This is a genomic window from Luteibacter sp. W1I16 (genome assembly GCF_050434905.1).
Taxonomy (GTDB): Bacteria; Pseudomonadota; Gammaproteobacteria; order Xanthomonadales; family Rhodanobacteraceae; genus Luteibacter.
In genome coordinates, this window is sequence record NZ_JBNDJJ010000001.1 from 1,381,636 (window position 1) to 1,396,421 (window position 14,786).

At 66.3% G+C, this 14,786-nt stretch carries 18 protein-coding genes and 1 tRNA gene; 6 read left to right on the forward strand and 13 right to left on the reverse strand.

All coding sequences use genetic code 11. The features are described from left to right. Nucleotides 1–10: 10 nt before the first annotated feature. The 4 genes from QFZ41_RS06240 to QFZ41_RS06255 all read right to left on the reverse strand — a co-directional run bounded on the left by QFZ41_RS06240 (nucleotide 11) and on the right by QFZ41_RS06255 (nucleotide 2,711). A tRNA-Thr gene (locus QFZ41_RS06240) sits at nucleotides 11–86 on the reverse strand. Nucleotides 87–102: 16 nt separating this feature from the next. After that, complete coding sequence (locus tag QFZ41_RS06245) at nucleotides 103–909, reverse strand: SPOR domain-containing protein (protein WP_429197954.1); 807 nt, start codon at nucleotides 907–909, stop codon at nucleotides 103–105. A gap of 66 nt (nucleotides 910–975) precedes the next feature. After that, nucleotides 976–1,734, reverse strand: a complete 759-nt coding sequence (locus QFZ41_RS06250) for a type III pantothenate kinase (RefSeq protein ID WP_429197955.1) — start codon at nucleotides 1,732–1,734, stop codon at nucleotides 976–978. Further along, nucleotides 1,731–2,711, reverse strand: a complete 981-nt coding sequence (locus QFZ41_RS06255; RefSeq protein WP_429197956.1) for a biotin--[acetyl-CoA-carboxylase] ligase — start codon at nucleotides 2,709–2,711, stop codon at nucleotides 1,731–1,733. Before QFZ41_RS06255 ends, QFZ41_RS06250 begins: the two co-directional genes overlap by 4 nt. Nucleotides 2,712–2,911: 200 nt before the next feature. Here QFZ41_RS06255 and QFZ41_RS06260 point away from each other — a divergent pair, with 200 nt between their 5' ends. Together QFZ41_RS06260 and QFZ41_RS06265 are read left to right on the forward strand one after the other, a co-directional pair. Next, on the forward strand, nucleotides 2,912–3,250 hold the full coding sequence (locus tag QFZ41_RS06260; RefSeq protein ID WP_429197957.1) for a hypothetical protein: 339 nt from the start codon (nucleotides 2,912–2,914) through the stop codon (nucleotides 3,248–3,250). Nucleotides 3,251–3,269: 19 nt separating this feature from the next. Then, nucleotides 3,270–4,064, forward strand: coding sequence for a zinc-dependent peptidase (locus tag QFZ41_RS06265; RefSeq protein WP_429197958.1), 795 nt, complete (start codon nucleotides 3,270–3,272; stop codon nucleotides 4,062–4,064). Nucleotides 4,065–4,118: 54 nt separating this feature from the next. Here the strand turns inward: QFZ41_RS06265 and QFZ41_RS06270 are convergent, their stop codons facing one another. The 8 genes from QFZ41_RS06270 to QFZ41_RS06305 all read right to left on the reverse strand — a co-directional run bounded on the left by QFZ41_RS06270 (nucleotide 4,119) and on the right by QFZ41_RS06305 (nucleotide 10,210). Continuing rightward, nucleotides 4,119–5,504, reverse strand: coding sequence for an ATP-binding protein (locus tag QFZ41_RS06270; protein WP_429197959.1), 1,386 nt, complete (start codon nucleotides 5,502–5,504; stop codon nucleotides 4,119–4,121). Between the two features lie 54 nt (nucleotides 5,505–5,558). Beyond that, nucleotides 5,559–6,251: a response regulator transcription factor gene (locus tag QFZ41_RS06275; protein ID WP_072321955.1), complete on the reverse strand. Its 693-nt coding sequence runs from the start codon at nucleotides 6,249–6,251 to the stop codon at nucleotides 5,559–5,561. After that, entirely contained in the window at nucleotides 6,251–6,538 is a 288-nt protein-coding gene (locus QFZ41_RS06280) for a PepSY domain-containing protein (protein ID WP_429197960.1), read from the reverse strand. The genes QFZ41_RS06275 and QFZ41_RS06280 overlap by 1 nt, the downstream gene beginning before the upstream one ends. Nucleotides 6,539–6,692: 154 nt before the next feature. Continuing rightward, nucleotides 6,693–7,199, reverse strand: coding sequence for a GNAT family N-acetyltransferase (locus QFZ41_RS06285; protein ID WP_429197961.1), 507 nt, complete (start codon nucleotides 7,197–7,199; stop codon nucleotides 6,693–6,695). Nucleotides 7,200–7,231: 32 nt separating this feature from the next. Beyond that, entirely contained in the window at nucleotides 7,232–8,212 is a 981-nt protein-coding gene (dusA, locus tag QFZ41_RS06290; RefSeq protein ID WP_429197962.1) for a tRNA dihydrouridine(20/20a) synthase DusA, read from the reverse strand. An 84-nt stretch (nucleotides 8,213–8,296) separates the two neighbouring features. Further along, nucleotides 8,297–8,698 (reverse strand): hypothetical protein, encoded by a 402-nt coding sequence (locus QFZ41_RS06295; protein WP_429197963.1) that lies wholly within the window; start codon nucleotides 8,696–8,698, stop codon nucleotides 8,297–8,299. A 162-nt stretch (nucleotides 8,699–8,860) separates the two neighbouring features. Then, on the reverse strand, nucleotides 8,861–9,274 hold the full coding sequence (locus tag QFZ41_RS06300; protein ID WP_429197964.1) for a DUF1801 domain-containing protein: 414 nt from the start codon (nucleotides 9,272–9,274) through the stop codon (nucleotides 8,861–8,863). Nucleotides 9,275–9,316: 42 nt separating this feature from the next. Beyond that, nucleotides 9,317–10,210: a LysR substrate-binding domain-containing protein gene (locus tag QFZ41_RS06305; protein ID WP_429197965.1), complete on the reverse strand. Its 894-nt coding sequence runs from the start codon at nucleotides 10,208–10,210 to the stop codon at nucleotides 9,317–9,319. 124 nt (nucleotides 10,211–10,334) lie between these two features. Between QFZ41_RS06305 and QFZ41_RS06310 the strand changes: the two genes are divergently transcribed. After that, nucleotides 10,335–11,072 carry an SDR family oxidoreductase gene (locus tag QFZ41_RS06310; RefSeq protein ID WP_429197966.1) on the forward strand — a complete coding sequence of 246 codons (738 nt, stop codon included), beginning with the start codon at nucleotides 10,335–10,337 and terminating at the stop codon, nucleotides 11,070–11,072. A gap of 37 nt (nucleotides 11,073–11,109) precedes the next feature. Beyond that, nucleotides 11,110–12,012, forward strand: a complete 903-nt coding sequence (locus QFZ41_RS06315) for an SDR family oxidoreductase (RefSeq protein WP_429197967.1) — start codon at nucleotides 11,110–11,112, stop codon at nucleotides 12,010–12,012. 16 nt (nucleotides 12,013–12,028) lie between these two features. Here the strand turns inward: QFZ41_RS06315 and QFZ41_RS06320 are convergent, their stop codons facing one another. Next, nucleotides 12,029–13,192 carry a threonine aldolase family protein gene (locus QFZ41_RS06320; RefSeq protein ID WP_429197968.1) on the reverse strand — a complete coding sequence of 388 codons (1,164 nt, stop codon included), beginning with the start codon at nucleotides 13,190–13,192 and terminating at the stop codon, nucleotides 12,029–12,031. 171 nt (nucleotides 13,193–13,363) lie between these two features. On the opposite strand from QFZ41_RS06320, the gene QFZ41_RS06325 reads away from it, so the two are divergent. Next, nucleotides 13,364–14,191 (forward strand): plasmid replication/partition related protein, encoded by an 828-nt coding sequence (locus QFZ41_RS06325; protein ID WP_429197969.1) that lies wholly within the window; start codon nucleotides 13,364–13,366, stop codon nucleotides 14,189–14,191. A gap of 100 nt (nucleotides 14,192–14,291) precedes the next feature. Then, nucleotides 14,292–14,780, forward strand: coding sequence for a hypothetical protein (locus QFZ41_RS06330; RefSeq protein ID WP_429197970.1), 489 nt, complete (start codon nucleotides 14,292–14,294; stop codon nucleotides 14,778–14,780). Nucleotides 14,781–14,786: the final 6 nt, after the last annotated feature.

Consider the following 14,786-nt stretch of genomic DNA (forward strand, 5'->3'; position numbering starts at 1 on the left):
GCTGAGTTTCTGGTGCCGACACCCGGATTCGAACTGGGGACCTACCGCTTACAAGGCGGTTGCTCTACCAACTGAGCTATGCCGGCGAAGTCGCAGAGTTTATCAGAAGCACCCGGTGGTTCTAGCCGTGATGCCGGGGGTGCGAATGCTCCGGCGGATGTCGGTGCCGGCCTCGTCGGGGACGACCACGTCGAGCCACCAGACGGGCGTGGTCTCGGTGCGTTCGCTCATGCGCGCCGGGAAGCCGGCGGCGATGGCCTCGTCGCGGCGCTTGCGGGCATTGGCGGGGTCGTGGAACAGGCCGAGCGCGACCGAATTCTGCAGGTCGCCCTGGGCGGTGACCACGAAATAGTCCTTGATGCCCTTCGCATCCAGGCGGCGTGCCTGGGCGAGTGCCTGCTCGCGCGTGGCCAAGGCGGGCAGGAAGACCCGCCAGCCGTGCGACTCGCTGGTCTGCTCCTGGCGCTGGCGGCTGCGCACGGTGCGTGGCGCGATGGCGGTGCGTGCCGCGCGCAGGTCCACCTGGTTGGCGAACGGCCCCAGGGCCAGGCAGCGGTAGCTGCGGCGAGGGCTGGTCGGCGCGGTCTCGGCGGGCGCGAGAAGCATGTCCCCCGCCACGGCCTTCGTTGCAGGTTTCGCGGGCGGGCTGGCTGGCGATGTCGTGGCCGTGGCCACGGTGGATGCCGCCTTCGGCAACGCAGCGACGGATGCGGGCGCGGCCACGGCTGAGGATGCCGCTGGCGGCGCGACACTCCCCGGTGGAGCCGGCAATTCGGCCAGGAGTTTCAGCTTCGGCACGCCGCCATCCGTCGGATCGACCGCGTGCGTCGCGGAATCGCCCAGCAGGAGCCACGCGGCCACCGCGATATTGAGGGCGATCAGCAAGACGAACAGCAAACGCAGCAGCATGGTGGCCTTGGGCTTCCGGTGGTGGCCTGCGCGCGTTCCCCTGTAAGAACCGGCGGCGTCGGGATTCTAGGCGATATTGTCCGCGCGGGCATGCGTCTTCGCCCACACGGCGAGTCCGCGCAGCACCGCGTCCGGCACCAGGACGACCTCGTGTTCCAGCAAGGGGGCCAGGACATCCGCATCGCCCCCGCCCAAGGTCACCGTCGGGCTACCGCCAAGCAGCAGTGCCGACCGCTCCACGAAACGATCGACAAGCGCGGCGCACGCCTGCCAGCAACCGGAAGCGAGACCATCGGCGGTGTTGTCGGCGAGATCACGCACGGCACCGGCATGATCCGGCCGCACCTGGACCGTGGCACCGAGCACCGACTGCTGCATCAACAAGGGCCCCGGGGCGATCCACCCGCCGAGGTGCCGCCCTTCTCCATCCAGCGCGTCGAGGGTAAGCGCCGTACCGACGCTGGCCAGGACGCAAGGCGCGCGCGCCGCCGCCAATGCGTCGACCATCGCCAGGAAGCGGTCCACGCCGAGCCGCTGCGGTTCGGCATAGGCGTTCGTGACACCGCAGGCCTCGGCGGGCGTACGCACCCACACGGGTGTGCAACCGAAGGCCTTGTCGGCCGCCACGGCCACCGCCGTCTCGCGCGCGGAATCGACCACGGACGCGCCGACGATGCGCTCGGGTGTCGGCCACGATGCCCAGAGCGTGGCCAGTTCGTGCGCGATATCGGCATCCCAGCCGAACGCACCACGATGCGTGAATTCACCGCCATCCAGCATGGCGAACTTGAGGCGGGTGTTGCCCAGGTCCAGCAACAGGATCATGCGCCGCTCCGGCGCACCGAGACTTCGGCGCTGTCCACGGTGAGCCGTTCTCCATCGGCGCGGCGCACGCGCAAGGCACCGCGCTCATCGACGCCTTCGCCTACGGCGATGTATTCGCCGCGCGGATCGATGATGCGCAAGGATTCACCACGCAAGAGATCGTTCGCCGCGTACTCGTCGGCGAACGCGGCGAATCCGTGGCGCTCGAACGTGCGCAATCCGTCGGTGAGTTCCGCCACGAGGGCACTCGCGAAACGGTTACGGCCGGGCGGTTCACCACCGGTGACCGAGGCGAGGTCGGTGATCGGTTGGCCGGCGCGTTCGTGCAGGTCATCCGGAAGGCGAATGTTGACCCCCACGCCGATCACGGCTGCGCACGGACCGGAGTACTCGCCCGACAGTTCCACCAGGATGCCCGCCAGCTTGGCGTTGCCTGCCAGCACGTCGTTGGGCCATTTCAAACCGGGCGTGCGGACACCGACCTCCCCGAGCGCGCGGATCAGCATGACACCCACGGCGAGCGACAGGCCGGACAGCGATGCGAACCCGCTGTCGAAGCGCTTGAGCACCGACAGATACAGATTCATGCCCGGCGGCGACAGCCAGGGACGTCCTCGGCGGCCGCGTCCCGCGGACTGGCTTTCGGACATCACAAAGGCCAGGTCGTCCAGCACCGGAATGCGCCGGGCCAGTTCGCTGGATGTGGAATCGATCTCCCAGTGAACCTCAAGCATGCCCACGGCCGCAGAAACCGCGGACGGCAAGGCCGCACGGATGCGCTGGCCGTCGAGCAGTTCGGTCGGCCACGGCAGCCGGTAGCCACCGCCGACCTTGGCTTCCACCGGCACGCCCTTGAGACGCAAGGCCTCGATCTGTTTCCAGACGGCGGCGCGGGTCACCCCGGCCTTCCTGGCCAGGGTGGCACCGGACACGGCATCGCCGCCGGCGAGGGCTTCGAGGAGATCGCGTGCGAGCATGGTTGCCGTCGGGCCGTCAGGAGGCCGCTGTCGAGGGTGGGGAGAGCCGGGACATCCGGCGATTCTAGGGCAGTGGCGCCTTTTTCGCCCGTCCGGCACCCGGTGCGCCGCCGGGCGACCTCCAGCACTGGCACCCTCGTGAATTTTCTGCGAGGATCGGTTGTCCCCCCTTTCGTCCCGAGGGGCCTCAGGGTTTACCGATGAACGCCAGACCGTACATCTTCGGATGTCTGTGCCTCGTCGGTGCCGCCGGCACCGCCGCCGCTTCCGACATCGACCCGTCCAACGGTCTGCTCTCCATGGGCAGCACCTCGTCGACGTCGTTCGAAGGCAGCTCGCGATCACCGCAGGGCGGCGGCCGCGACGGCGGCGGTAACGAGATCGGTTCGTCGCGCCCCGTGAACTCACCGCACCGCAACGCCAGCCCCACGCCGATGCCCCCTCCGGTCGACGCCGGCGACGGCGTGCACGACGATGGCCTGCCCATGCGGTCGTCCTCGCCGAGCTGGCAGTCGCTGCTCCCCGGGTCGATGTTCTGACTCGTTCCGGTCGATCACCTTGGGCTTCTTCCAGTCGCTGATCGCGCGCTTTCGCGCGCCCGTTCCCCCGATCGACGATGCGGCCTGGCGGCAGGCCGTCCAGCGCGTGCCACTCGCGAAGGCCCTGGATGCCCCACGCGCGCACTACCTGCGGCAGCTGGCGGCGATCTTCCTCCACGGCAAGCGCTTCCACGCGATGGGCGATGCGCCCCTGGATGATTTCTGGCGCCTGGCGATCGCCATGCAGGCCAGCCTGCCCGCGCTTCCGCATGGCCCGAAGGCCTTCAAGGGCTGGACCAACGTGCTGGTCTATCCGGGGGAGTTCAACGTCAGGCGCAGCCACCGCGACGCCCCCACGGGCGTGGTGACGGACAGCGACGACACCTTGATCGGCGAAGCGTGGGAACGGGGTCCGATGATCCTGTCGCTCGCCGACGTGGCGCTCGACCTGGAAGCGCCATGGGACGGATTCAACGTGGTGATCCACGAGATGGCGCATAAGCTCGACATGCTCTCTGGCCCGGCGAACGGCGTACCGCCGCTACCCTCCTCGATGAACCGGCGGCAGTGGATCGAAACGATGCAACGCGGCTACGACCGTCTGTCCAAGGCGGTGGAACGAGGCAGAAGGACGGCGATCGACCCGTACGCCGCCGAGGCACCCGAGGAATACTTCGCCGTGACCAGCGAACTGCATTTCTCGCAACCGGACCTGCTCCGCGAAGCCGAGCCCGACGTGGCGCGCCTGCTCGACGCCTTCTACGGCCCCTCCCCACCACCTGACCAACACACCGAACACCCGTTGCCCTGGTGACCCGTTGCCTTGGTGGGAAGCCGCTTAAGCGGCGATGCCCCGCACCTCACCCCATCAAGGCGGCGGAAGCTTCACGCTAAACCGGGCCCCGCCCAGCTCCTCCGAGCGATCCACATGCAGCTCGCCCTGATAGGCCTTGACGATGTCCTGCACGATGGACAGCCCGATGCCATGGCCTTGCACGCGTTCGTCGCCGCGCACGCCACGCTGGAGGATTTTCTCGATCTTCTCGTCGGGAATACCAGGACCGTCGTCTTCGACGACCAGTTCGAGGCCACTGCGGCCACGCACCTTGCCGACGGACCGCGCCGTGAGCAGCACACGGTGCGACGCCCACTTGAACGCGTTCTCGACGAGATTGCCCATGAGTTCGAGCAGGTCGCCCTGCTCGCCAGGAAACGTCACGCCCTCTTCGAGTTCGAACTCGCAGAGCACATTCTTCGCCGCATAGACTTTTTCAAGGCTCTGCACGAGATCTTCGGCATGACCGGCGATCGGTTCCACCGAGGCGATGGTGCGCCGCCCCGAGGTTGCCGCGCGCGAAAGCTGGTACGCCACGATCTCGTCCATCTTGCGTACCTGGTCGAGGATGTCGCCGCGCAGGGTGTCGGCGTCGCCGCCACTCTCCAACTGCGAACGCACCACCGCCAGCGGGGTTTTCAAGCTATGCGCGAGATCGGCCAGCGTGTCGCGGTAACGCGAGCGCTGTTCGCGTTCGCTGTCGATGAATGCGTTGAGGCGACGGGTGAGCACCGTCAATTCGACCGGATACGGTCCATCGAGGTGATCCCGCGTGCCACGTTCGATGTGGGCGAGGTCACTGGAAACGCGGCGCAACGGCAAGAGGCTCCAGCGCAACAGGAACAGCTGCAGCAGCATGAGCATCATGCCGAGCATCGCCAGCCACAGGAACTGCGTGCGCCGGTACGTCGCCACCTGGCGCTCGAATTGGTCTTCCGTCTGCGCCACCGCGAAAGTCAGCGGCACGCTGCGCTTATCCGTACTATCCAGCGAGACGCCGTAGCTGAAGACATAGAGCTTGCCACTGCGTGTCTCCACCGGTTCGAAAGCGGTTTCGCCCGGCGACAGCATTCGCACGAAATCGAAATCGCGCCCCAGCGCGGACGAGGACTCCCAGCGAAAGCCGTCGTTGCCGACGATGATCGCGTAGAGGCCCGAACCGGGCCGCGAGAAGTCCGGATTGGGTTGGCTATCCGGCGTGGTGACCTTGCCGGCGCGGGTGATATCGGTGCCGGTGATGTACGCGATGGCGTAGTTGTGCAGCCGGTCGTGCATGGCCGACAGTTCGGACGCGTAGTTGGCCTTGTTCTGGGCGAGGCCCGTCAGGCCGAGAAAAGCGGCCAGCGCGAAGCCGGTCGCCAGCGCCGCGCGCGCGGCCAGCGAGAGGGGCCGGCGTTTGGTCGGGGAAGCGTTGTCCATGCTTCGAGCTTACCTGCGGGCGGCGCGGCATCGTGCCGCGCCGCCCGCAGATGATCAGTCTTCGTCCGCTTCGTTGCGTGGAATGGCGAAACGGTAGCCACGGCCACGGACGGTTTCGATGGGCTTCAGGGCGCTTTCCGGATCGAGCTTGCGGCGCAGGCGGCCGATGAAGACTTCCAGCACGTTGGAATCGCGGTCGAAGTCTTGCTGGTAGATGTGCTCGGTGAGATCGGCCTTGGAGACCAGCTCGCCCGCGTGCAGCATCAGGTATTCCAGCACCTTGTACTCGTAGCTGGTCAGGTCGACCTGGCGGCCTTCGACGGTCACCGTCTGTGCCGTGGTGTCGAGCTTGATCGGGCCGCAGGCCAGCACCGGCTTCGACCAGCCGCTGGCACGGCGCACCAGCGCGTTGATGCGCGCCAGCAGTTCCTCGACGTGGAAGGGCTTCACCAGGTAGTCGTCGGCACCGTATTTCAGCCCCTCGACCTTGTCCTGCCAGCTGCCGCGGGCGGTAAGGATGAGGATCGGATAGCGCTGGCCGTGCTCGCGCAGGGCCTTCACCAGGTCCATGCCCGACAATTTGGGCAGGCCCAGGTCGATGATGGCGAGATCGAACGGCACCTCGCGGCCGAGGTACAGGCCCTCTTCGCCGTCCTGCGCCGCATCGACGGCGAAACCGTCGCGCTTGAGGCGTGCAGCGAGGGTCTCGCGCAGCGGGGCCTCGTCCTCTACCAGCAGGATTCGCATCAATGTTTCTCCTTGTTATCCCCGGCGTTCACGTCCAGGGGCTTGGCGGTTTCGGTACGGACGGGCACCACCTTGACGTGTCCGTCGAGGGTGAGCACCTTGACCCGGTATTCGGTAATCCGGCCGCGCTCCACCAGCCGCGTATCCGCCGACAGCACCTTTCCCCCGGTATCTTTCTGCACCTTGCTTACCGCCTGCTCCAGCGTCAACGACTGGTCGGCCAGGGCGACGGCGGGCAAGGCAAGGCAGAGCGCGGCGAAAAGTAGCGGAAGAAACGTGATTTTCATGTCTGGCGCGAGGCGACCGGGGTCTGGCTAGTCGACCGATCATGCCCAGCACCGCCCAGCCCGAAGCTGAACGAAACTTAGGCGGCCCACCGCCGGACCCGCCAGGGCCTCACGAACTGGCCGGCAATCCGGTCCCTTTAAGCTGGATACCGGGCTACGGGACGCGCTCGAACATCGTCTGCGTCTTGCCCTTGTATTCGGCCTGGTCGAACGGCCGGTACCCGATGCGTTCGCCGAGCCGCACCGACGCCAGGTTCGCCGGATCGATCAGACAGACCGTCCGGCCCACCCCGCGGCGTTCGAAGAACCAGTCGTGTACCGCCAGCAGCGCCTCGGCGCCGTAGCCCTTGCCGTGCGCCGAGCGGGCCAGCGCCCAGGCGCCTTCCGGGAACGGATCGAACCGCTCGCCCAATCCACGGCGGAAGTGCGCCAGGCCCGCCTCGCCAACGAACCGGCCGCCGTCCTTCTCGCGCAGGGTAAATAGCCCATAGCCGAAGGAGGTCCAATGCCCCACGTTACGCAGCAACCGGATCCAGGTGTCTTCTCCCGGCGCGACACCACCGATGAAGTGCATCACCTCGGGGTCCGTCCTCATCGCATGGCAGTCGTCGAAATCGGAGACGGCGCTCGGGGTAAGGATCAGACGCTCGGTGACGATCATGCGGTGCGGACCTCGGGAAAGTGTCGGGGGTATCAGGCGGCCTGCCGGAAGGCGGCCAGCGCGGTTTCGATCAGACGCCAGTCGGCGCCGGGCAGATGGGCGCCTTCGGACAGCTGGCGGCGGAACCCGCGCGCACCGGGCTCACCCTGGTACAGCCCGAGAATGTGCCGGGTGATGTGCTTCAGCTGCGTACCGCGAGCCAGCTCGGCGTCGATATAGATGCGCATCCGTTCCAGGATGTCCGACCGCTCGGGCAGCGGCGTGCCATAGAGGTCGGCTTCCAGCTTCGCCAGGACGAAGGGGTCGTGATAGGCGGCGCGGCCGAGCATCACGCCGTCGACGTGAGCCAGATGCTCGCGCACGGCGTCCACCGTCGTGATGCCGCCGTTGATGACGATGGTGAGATCGGGAAACTCGCGCTTCAGCCGGTACACCCGCTCGTAATCCAGCGGCGGAATCTCGCGGTTTTCCTTGGGGCTGAGACCGTCGAGCCAGGCCTTGCGGGCATGGACCACCAGTATCCGCACGCCCGCCTCGATCATGGTCGTGGTGAAGCGTTGCAGATCGGCGTATTCGTCCTGATCGTCCACGCCGATGCGGCATTTCACCGTCACCGGCACGTCGACCACGTCGGCCATCGCACGGACGCATTCGCCGACGAGCTCGGGCTCGCGCATCAGGCAGGCGCCGAACTTGCCGGACTGCACCCGATCCGACGGGCAACCCACGTTGAGATTGATCTCGTCATAGCCCGCCTGCGCCCCCATCACGGCGGCCTTGGCCAACTCCACGGGATCGCTGCCGCCCAGCTGCAGGGCGACCGGATGTTCTTCGTGACTGTGCTCGAGCAGACGTAGCTGGTTGCCGCGCACCAGGGCGGCGCTGGTGACCATTTCGGTATAGAGGCGGGCGTGCGGAGAGAGCAGGCGGTGGAAGTACCGGCAGTGACGGTCCGTCCAGTCCATCATGGGGGCGACGGTCAGGCGGAAGGCGGAGGGGGCGGTGGGTTGCATGGCAATATTCTAGCGGACGACTCGCGTGGTCATACGCTAAGTGCACCAGTGACTCTTACCGCCGAGCCCCACGCGACCCTGACATCAGTGACCATGCATGTCCGCTGGCGTCCCATCGGACCATGTTCCCACCCCGACCAGAAATACCAAGATGGGCGGCAAGCCCTTCGTCTCGAACGGTCCTGTCCAACTCCTGCCTACCACGCACACGAAGCCGTTCTTGCCTTCGATCGCTGTTTCGTAACCTTTTCGTCCGAGAACCAGGACCGTCGCGTCACGGGAAACGGATGCAGGAGCGGCGCTTCGCGCCAGGGCGATTTCATCGTCCCGGTTCGCCATCAGGTACTGGTCGACCGGCGCCATTTCTGGATAAGGCGCTGTAGCGCCGGCCTTCTGCGTGCCCTGCGCCATGGCTTGCTGCGACATGCCGGACACCGCAAGAAACGCGAAACTCATGACGCCGATCGTCCGCTTGGCCTTGTGCATGGAAATCCTCCTGACGATGGGGCTGTTTCAGCCAACCCGTGAGAGGCGCCGATTGGCTGCCTTCACTTATCGTCGAACGAACAAGCCTGATTTCGACAGGTCATCGTGAAAAATACTGCCCTGCGCTCCTCATCTCCTCGCGTGGATTCCGCAGTCCCCGAATTACTTTGCTCGCTTGGCCGCCTTCCCACCAGACGCATTAAGAGCAACAGCGGCCCTAACGAGCGCCTTGAACGCATCCGCATCCACCTCCTCGCCCTCGCCGAGATCGATGGCACGCCTCACGTTCCCGTCCAGGCTGGAATTGAACAGCTTCGAGGGGTCTTTCAACGACGCGCCCTTGGCGAACGTCAGCTTCACCTTCGCCTTATAGGTTTCGCCGGTGCAGATGATTCCGCCGTGCTCCCATACCGGGGTGCCCATCCACTTCCACGTTTCGACGACCTCCGGGTCAGCCTCATGGATGAGTTTGCGCATCCTCGCCAACGCTTCTCCTCGCCAGTCGCCGAGACTCGCGATGCGTTCGTCGATCAGCCTGGAGGCCGATTCGCTTTCCGATACGTCCTTAGTCTTCATATCCCGTTCCTCCCCATCGTGGTCGCTACCCCGCGTCGGAGTTTATCGCCCCACGGGGCTGAACTGCTGGATCACCCAATCGATGAACACGCGCACGCGCGGACTCAGTTGGCGAGCCCGCGGATACAGGATGGACACCGGCCCTGGTGGCAGCGCGTAGGACGCAAGCACCCGCCGCAAACGCCCTTCGGCAAGGTCCCGCTCGATGTGGAACAGCGGCATCTGCGCAAGACCGAAGCCTAGCCTCACGGCTTCCAGGAAGCTCTCCGTCCCGGTGACGGATAATGGCACCGTCATGTCCACCTTCGTGACCTCGCCGGCCTCGACGAACTCGAAGGGCCGCAACGCGCCCGTGGTGACGGAGCGGAGGCAGACGGCCCGGTGGTTCCGCAGGTCATCCAGGCTCATCGGCTCGCCATGCGTGTCCAGGTAGCTTGCCGCGGCGCATGTGATGCGCTCGAGTGCCGTCACCGGTCTCGCGATCAGGTCGCTATCCGGCAACGCGCCGTAGCGCAGCACGCAATCGCAGCCCTCGCGAATGATATCCACCCACCGATCGCTTTCGCTCATGGCGATCTCGATCTGCGGGTACGTGGCGAAGAAGCGCGGCAGGCTGGGCATCAGGAAGTGGCGGGCCAGGGTGCCCTGCACCTCGATCCTCAACATGCCCTTGGGTACCGCTCCGCTGAAGGCGCCTTCCGCGTCTTCGATGTCATCGAGGATCGCCAGGCAGCGGCGGTAGTAGGCCTCGCCGTCGAGGGTCGGCCGTACCGTTCGCGTGGTCCGCTGCAAGAGCTTCACGCCTAGCCGGTCTTCCAGTTGCTTGATGACCTGGGTGGCGGTCGAGCGGGGAACCTCCAGGTCATTGGCGGCCTGGGTGAAGCTCCGGCGGTCGACGACCCGGGTGAACAACCGCATGGCATCGAGACGGTCCATTCGCTCTCATTGTTCGTATATATGGAATGGTGTTGCCAAATCTAGCTGGATTATTTGCGAGCTTCAAGCGCGGATAGTTCGTCCCACGCCACCCACCGCGGGTAGCCCTACTGGAGACGAAATCATGAACGAGACGAACAAGGTTGCCATCGTGACGGGTGCTTCGCGCGGCATCGGTGCCGCCATCGCCAGCCGGCTCGCGGCCGACGGCTTCACCGTCGTGGTCAATTACGCCGGCAACGTCAAGGAAGCCGAGCGGCTGGTCGCGTCGATCGAGTCCGCCGGTGGCCGGGCCATTCCCGCACAGGCCGATGTAAGCGACGGCGCCGCCGTGGCCCGCATGTTCGACGCCGCGCAGGCCGCCTTCGGTGGCGTGGACGTCATCGTCAACAACGCCGGCATCATGAAGCTCTCGAGCATCGCCGATACCGACGACGCGTTGTTCGACAGCCACATCGCCATCAACCTCAAGGGCAGCTTCAACATGCTCCGCGAAGCGGCGAAGCGACTGCGGGAGGGTGGCCGCATCATCAACCTGTCGTCCAGCGTCGTCGGCCTCTACCAGCCCAACTACGCCGTGTACGCGGCCACCAAGGCCGGCGTGGAAGCCATGACCCACGTCCTTTCCAAGGAACTGCGCGGCCGCAACATCACGGTGAATGCCGTGGCGCCTGGTCCCACGGCCACCGCGCTCTTCCTCGATGGTAAGCCGCAGGCCGTCATCGACCAGCTGGCGAAGCTCTCGCCGCTGGAACGCCTTGGCCAGCCGGAAGACATCGCCAGCGTGGTCGCATTCCTCGCCGGCCCGGACGGTGCCTGGATCAACGGCCAGGTATTGCGCGCCAACGGCGGCGTCATCTGATCCCTTCCGAACGACTTTCCATCCAGGACATCCCGTCATGAGCAAGAAAATCATCCTGATCACCGGCGCCTCCAGCGGCTTCGGCCGCATCACCGCCGAAGCGCTGGCCCGCGCCGGCCATACCGTGTACGCATCCATGCGCGACGTCGCCGGACGCAACGCCACGGACGCCGCCGAGATGACCCGGCTTTCGGCGTCCGAACGCATCGACTTGCGGCCGCTCGAACTCGACGTGCAATCGGAAGCCTCGACCGAAGCCGCCATCGAGGCCCTCATCGCGGAGAGCGGGCGTATCGATGTCCTCGTCCATAACGCCGGCCACATGATGTTCGGTCCCGCCGAAGCCTTCACGCCCGAACAGTTCGCCCAGCAGTACGACGTGAACGTACTAGGGACGCAGCGAGTCAACCGTGCCGCGCTTCCGCACATGCGCGCCGCGAAGCAAGGCCTCCTCGTATGGGTTTCCAGCAGCAGTTCGGCCGGCGGCACGCCGCCCTACCTGTCGCCCTACTTCGCCGCCAAGGCCGCGATGGATGCGCTGGCGGTGCAATATGCGCGCGAACTGTCGCGCTGGGGCATCGAGACCTCGATCGTCGTGCCGGGCGCCTTCACCAAGGGCACCAACCACTTCGCCCATTCGGGGCGTCCCGCCGACGACGCGCGCCTTGCCGAGTACGAAGCAGGCCCCTACAAGGACTTTGGCGAGCAGGTCCAGAAAGCGTTCGCCGAGATCGTCCCGGACGATGCCGACGTTGGCGGTGTCGCCAAGGGTATCGTCGACATCGTGGACATGCCCTTCGGTACCCGCCCCTTCCGCTTCCACTACGACCCTACGCAAGACGGCGCGGACGTGGGCTTCGCGGTACTCGATCGTCTTCGCGCGGAGATGCTCCACCGCGTGGGCCTGTCCGACCTGCTCAAGCCAGTCACACTGGCTTGAATCCGTCACCCGCGAGCTATGGCGAAAAGGCAGCCGCGATCGCCGCCACGGGTTTGCGCAGGATCGTTTCGTTGAAGGTGAGTTGCAACCTGCCTTCACGGACCGGGCCGACGACGATGTCCCGCTCCAGCAGGCGTTCCCGCAATCCCGTGGCCACCTGTTCGTCGAGCTTGAGGAAGACGATGTTGCTACCGTTCGGTACGCGCTGCACTTCGACTCCCGGCATGGCACCGAGCAAACCGAGCAACTTCTCCGCCTCGGCATGCACGCGAGCGAAGCGCTGGTCGAATCCCGCCAGTGTCTTCGACGCGATCGCCGCGGCCATCCAGCCGTGGTAGATCGTGCCGCCGAACACATGCCGTGCCAGGCGTGCTTTCGCGACGAAAGCTTTGTCGCCCGCCAGCACGGCGCCGAACGGCGCGCCCAGGTACTTGTAAAGCGATACATAGACCGAATCGAACGGCGCGCAATAGCGCTGGAGATCGAAGTCCGTCTTGCCATACATCAACAACAAGCGGGCGCCATCCAGGTGCATGCCCGTGCCCTTGCTCCGTGCGAGCTCTCCGATCTTCGACACGGTTTCCTGGGAGACCGCCGCACCATCCAGTCGCCGCACGGGACTCTCGACCGATACGGCCCCGATCTCGACCGGGTAGGGTTTCTCGGCGCTTTGCGCGAATGCCGCGGCCACGGCGTCGTAGAGGCCGTCGGACGCACCGCCATCCACCGGCACGGGGTTGATCGCGTTCATCACGGCGACCGCGTCGGCTTCGTCGCGATAGACGTGGCTTTCCTTCTGCAGCAGCACGCGCGAACGGTCGCCGCTCAGGAGACGGATGGCGATCTGGTTGGCCATGGTGCCGGTCGGCATGAAAGCCGCGTCTTCCTTGCCCAGCAACGTCGCGAACTGCGCTTCAAGGTTCCCCACGGCGCCCTCGGCGAGATACGAGTCGCCCACGTCGCTCGCGTCCTTCAGTATCTCCGCCAATTGGTTGGGGTACTGCGCCGGCTTCCTCGGCACGTTGTCGCCAGCCAGGGAAACGATCTTCTCGACCGGGATGTCCTGCATCGAACGTGGCGCCTTGGCGGCGGCCTCTGCGGCGGCCCAGGGCACGCCCAGGCTGGCAAGGGAAAGCGCGCCCAACGGCGCGGCCTGCATGAACTGGCGACGACTGACCATCCGACCCCTCCGGTAAGCGATGCCCCTGTGGCGGCCAAGACTCGCACGTCCACGTGGGCCCGCCAACGGCCGTCGGTCATGGGCCGCAAGGGCGCCTCCGATATTCCTGCACGGTTCCGCCACAGGCACTAGAATGCCGCCCCCGCCGTCGCGTCCGTCTGTAGCCGCATCATGCATATCGTCATCAACGAAGACCTCAAGGCCTACATCGATCCGCTGACACCGGACGAGTACGAGGCACTGGAACGCAGCCTGCTTGCCGAGGGCTGCCGGGACGCGCTGGTGCTCTGGGGCGACACGCTGGTCGACGGCCACAATCGCTATGGCATCTGCCGCAAGCACGACATCCCGTTCAATACGGTGCAGAACGAGCGTTTCCAGTCCATGGACGACGTGCACCTGTGGATGATCGAACAGCACCTGGGACGGCGCAGCGTCTCGGACTTCCAGCGCGGCGTGCTGGCCTTGCGCAAGCGCGAGATCCTCGCCGAGCGGCGCGCCCGCATGGCCGCGGCAGACGGAGCCGAGACACCGTCGGACGTGCCCTTCGACACCACTGGGGCACAGCCGGCGCAAGGGAAACCCGCGAAGGTGAATCCGGCAGAGAGCCGCAAGGACATCGCTCGCGAGGCCCGGATCAGCAGCAACCAGGTCGGAATGATCGAGAAGATCCGCAAGGAGGCCGCCCCGGAGGTCGTCGCGGCGGTGAAATCCGGCACTTTGTCGATCAGCGCGGCGGCGGCCGTGGCCAGCCTGCCCGAGGATGAGCAACGCGCCGCGGCCACGGCCGGCGACGCGGAACTGAAGGAAGCAGCCAAGCGCGTTCGCGAATCGAAGCGTAAACCTCGCGACAAGCCGACCGACGAGGTGAAGGCCTTGCGCGATCAGGTCGCCGAGCTGGAAGCGGAGAACCGCAACCTGCGCCGCGAGATCGACGCCCTGCGTGCCCGCCTGGGTGAAAGCGTGCCCGAGGACGCGGACGAGGCACTGGCGGAGTAAGGTGGCGGCAAGGCCGGGAACTCCGGTGGCGCCCCGGTGTTCCAAGGCCGGTACACCGGACGCGCCCTGATGCGTTCCATGGCCTAACCCGGAGCGTCCCATGAAACCCATCCTCGCCCTCACCGCCCTTTCCTTCCTCGCCACGGCCGCCGTGGCGCAGGAAAAACCGCTCAATCTAAGGTTGCCGTCGGACTATGTGCCTGCTTCCTCCAGCACCGCCGCACCCCCGGCCGCCACACAGGGTCCCGCCGGACCCGCGGTGACGAAAAGCGGCGAAAGCGTCGCCGTGACGCCTTCCCGCCCGAAAGATCCGCCCGGCACCTACTACGGCGACACCAGCGGCCGCATGACCGGTGCCGAGGTGGAAGACGATGGCCCCCGCTGCGATGACGCCACCTACAACAAGCCGCAGGTGCATGGCAGCGTCAGCACGGGCGTGGTCAGCGCCAGCCACGGTGGCAGCGGCAGCTATCAGGCGGGCACGGTGAGCCTCAGCCAGGCCTTCGGCAGCTGCGAGCATCCCACCGGCGGGGTCAGCATTTCCGTGGGTGGCGGCACCGGCCGCTTCGGCGGCGGCCGCATCCGCTAAACGGGG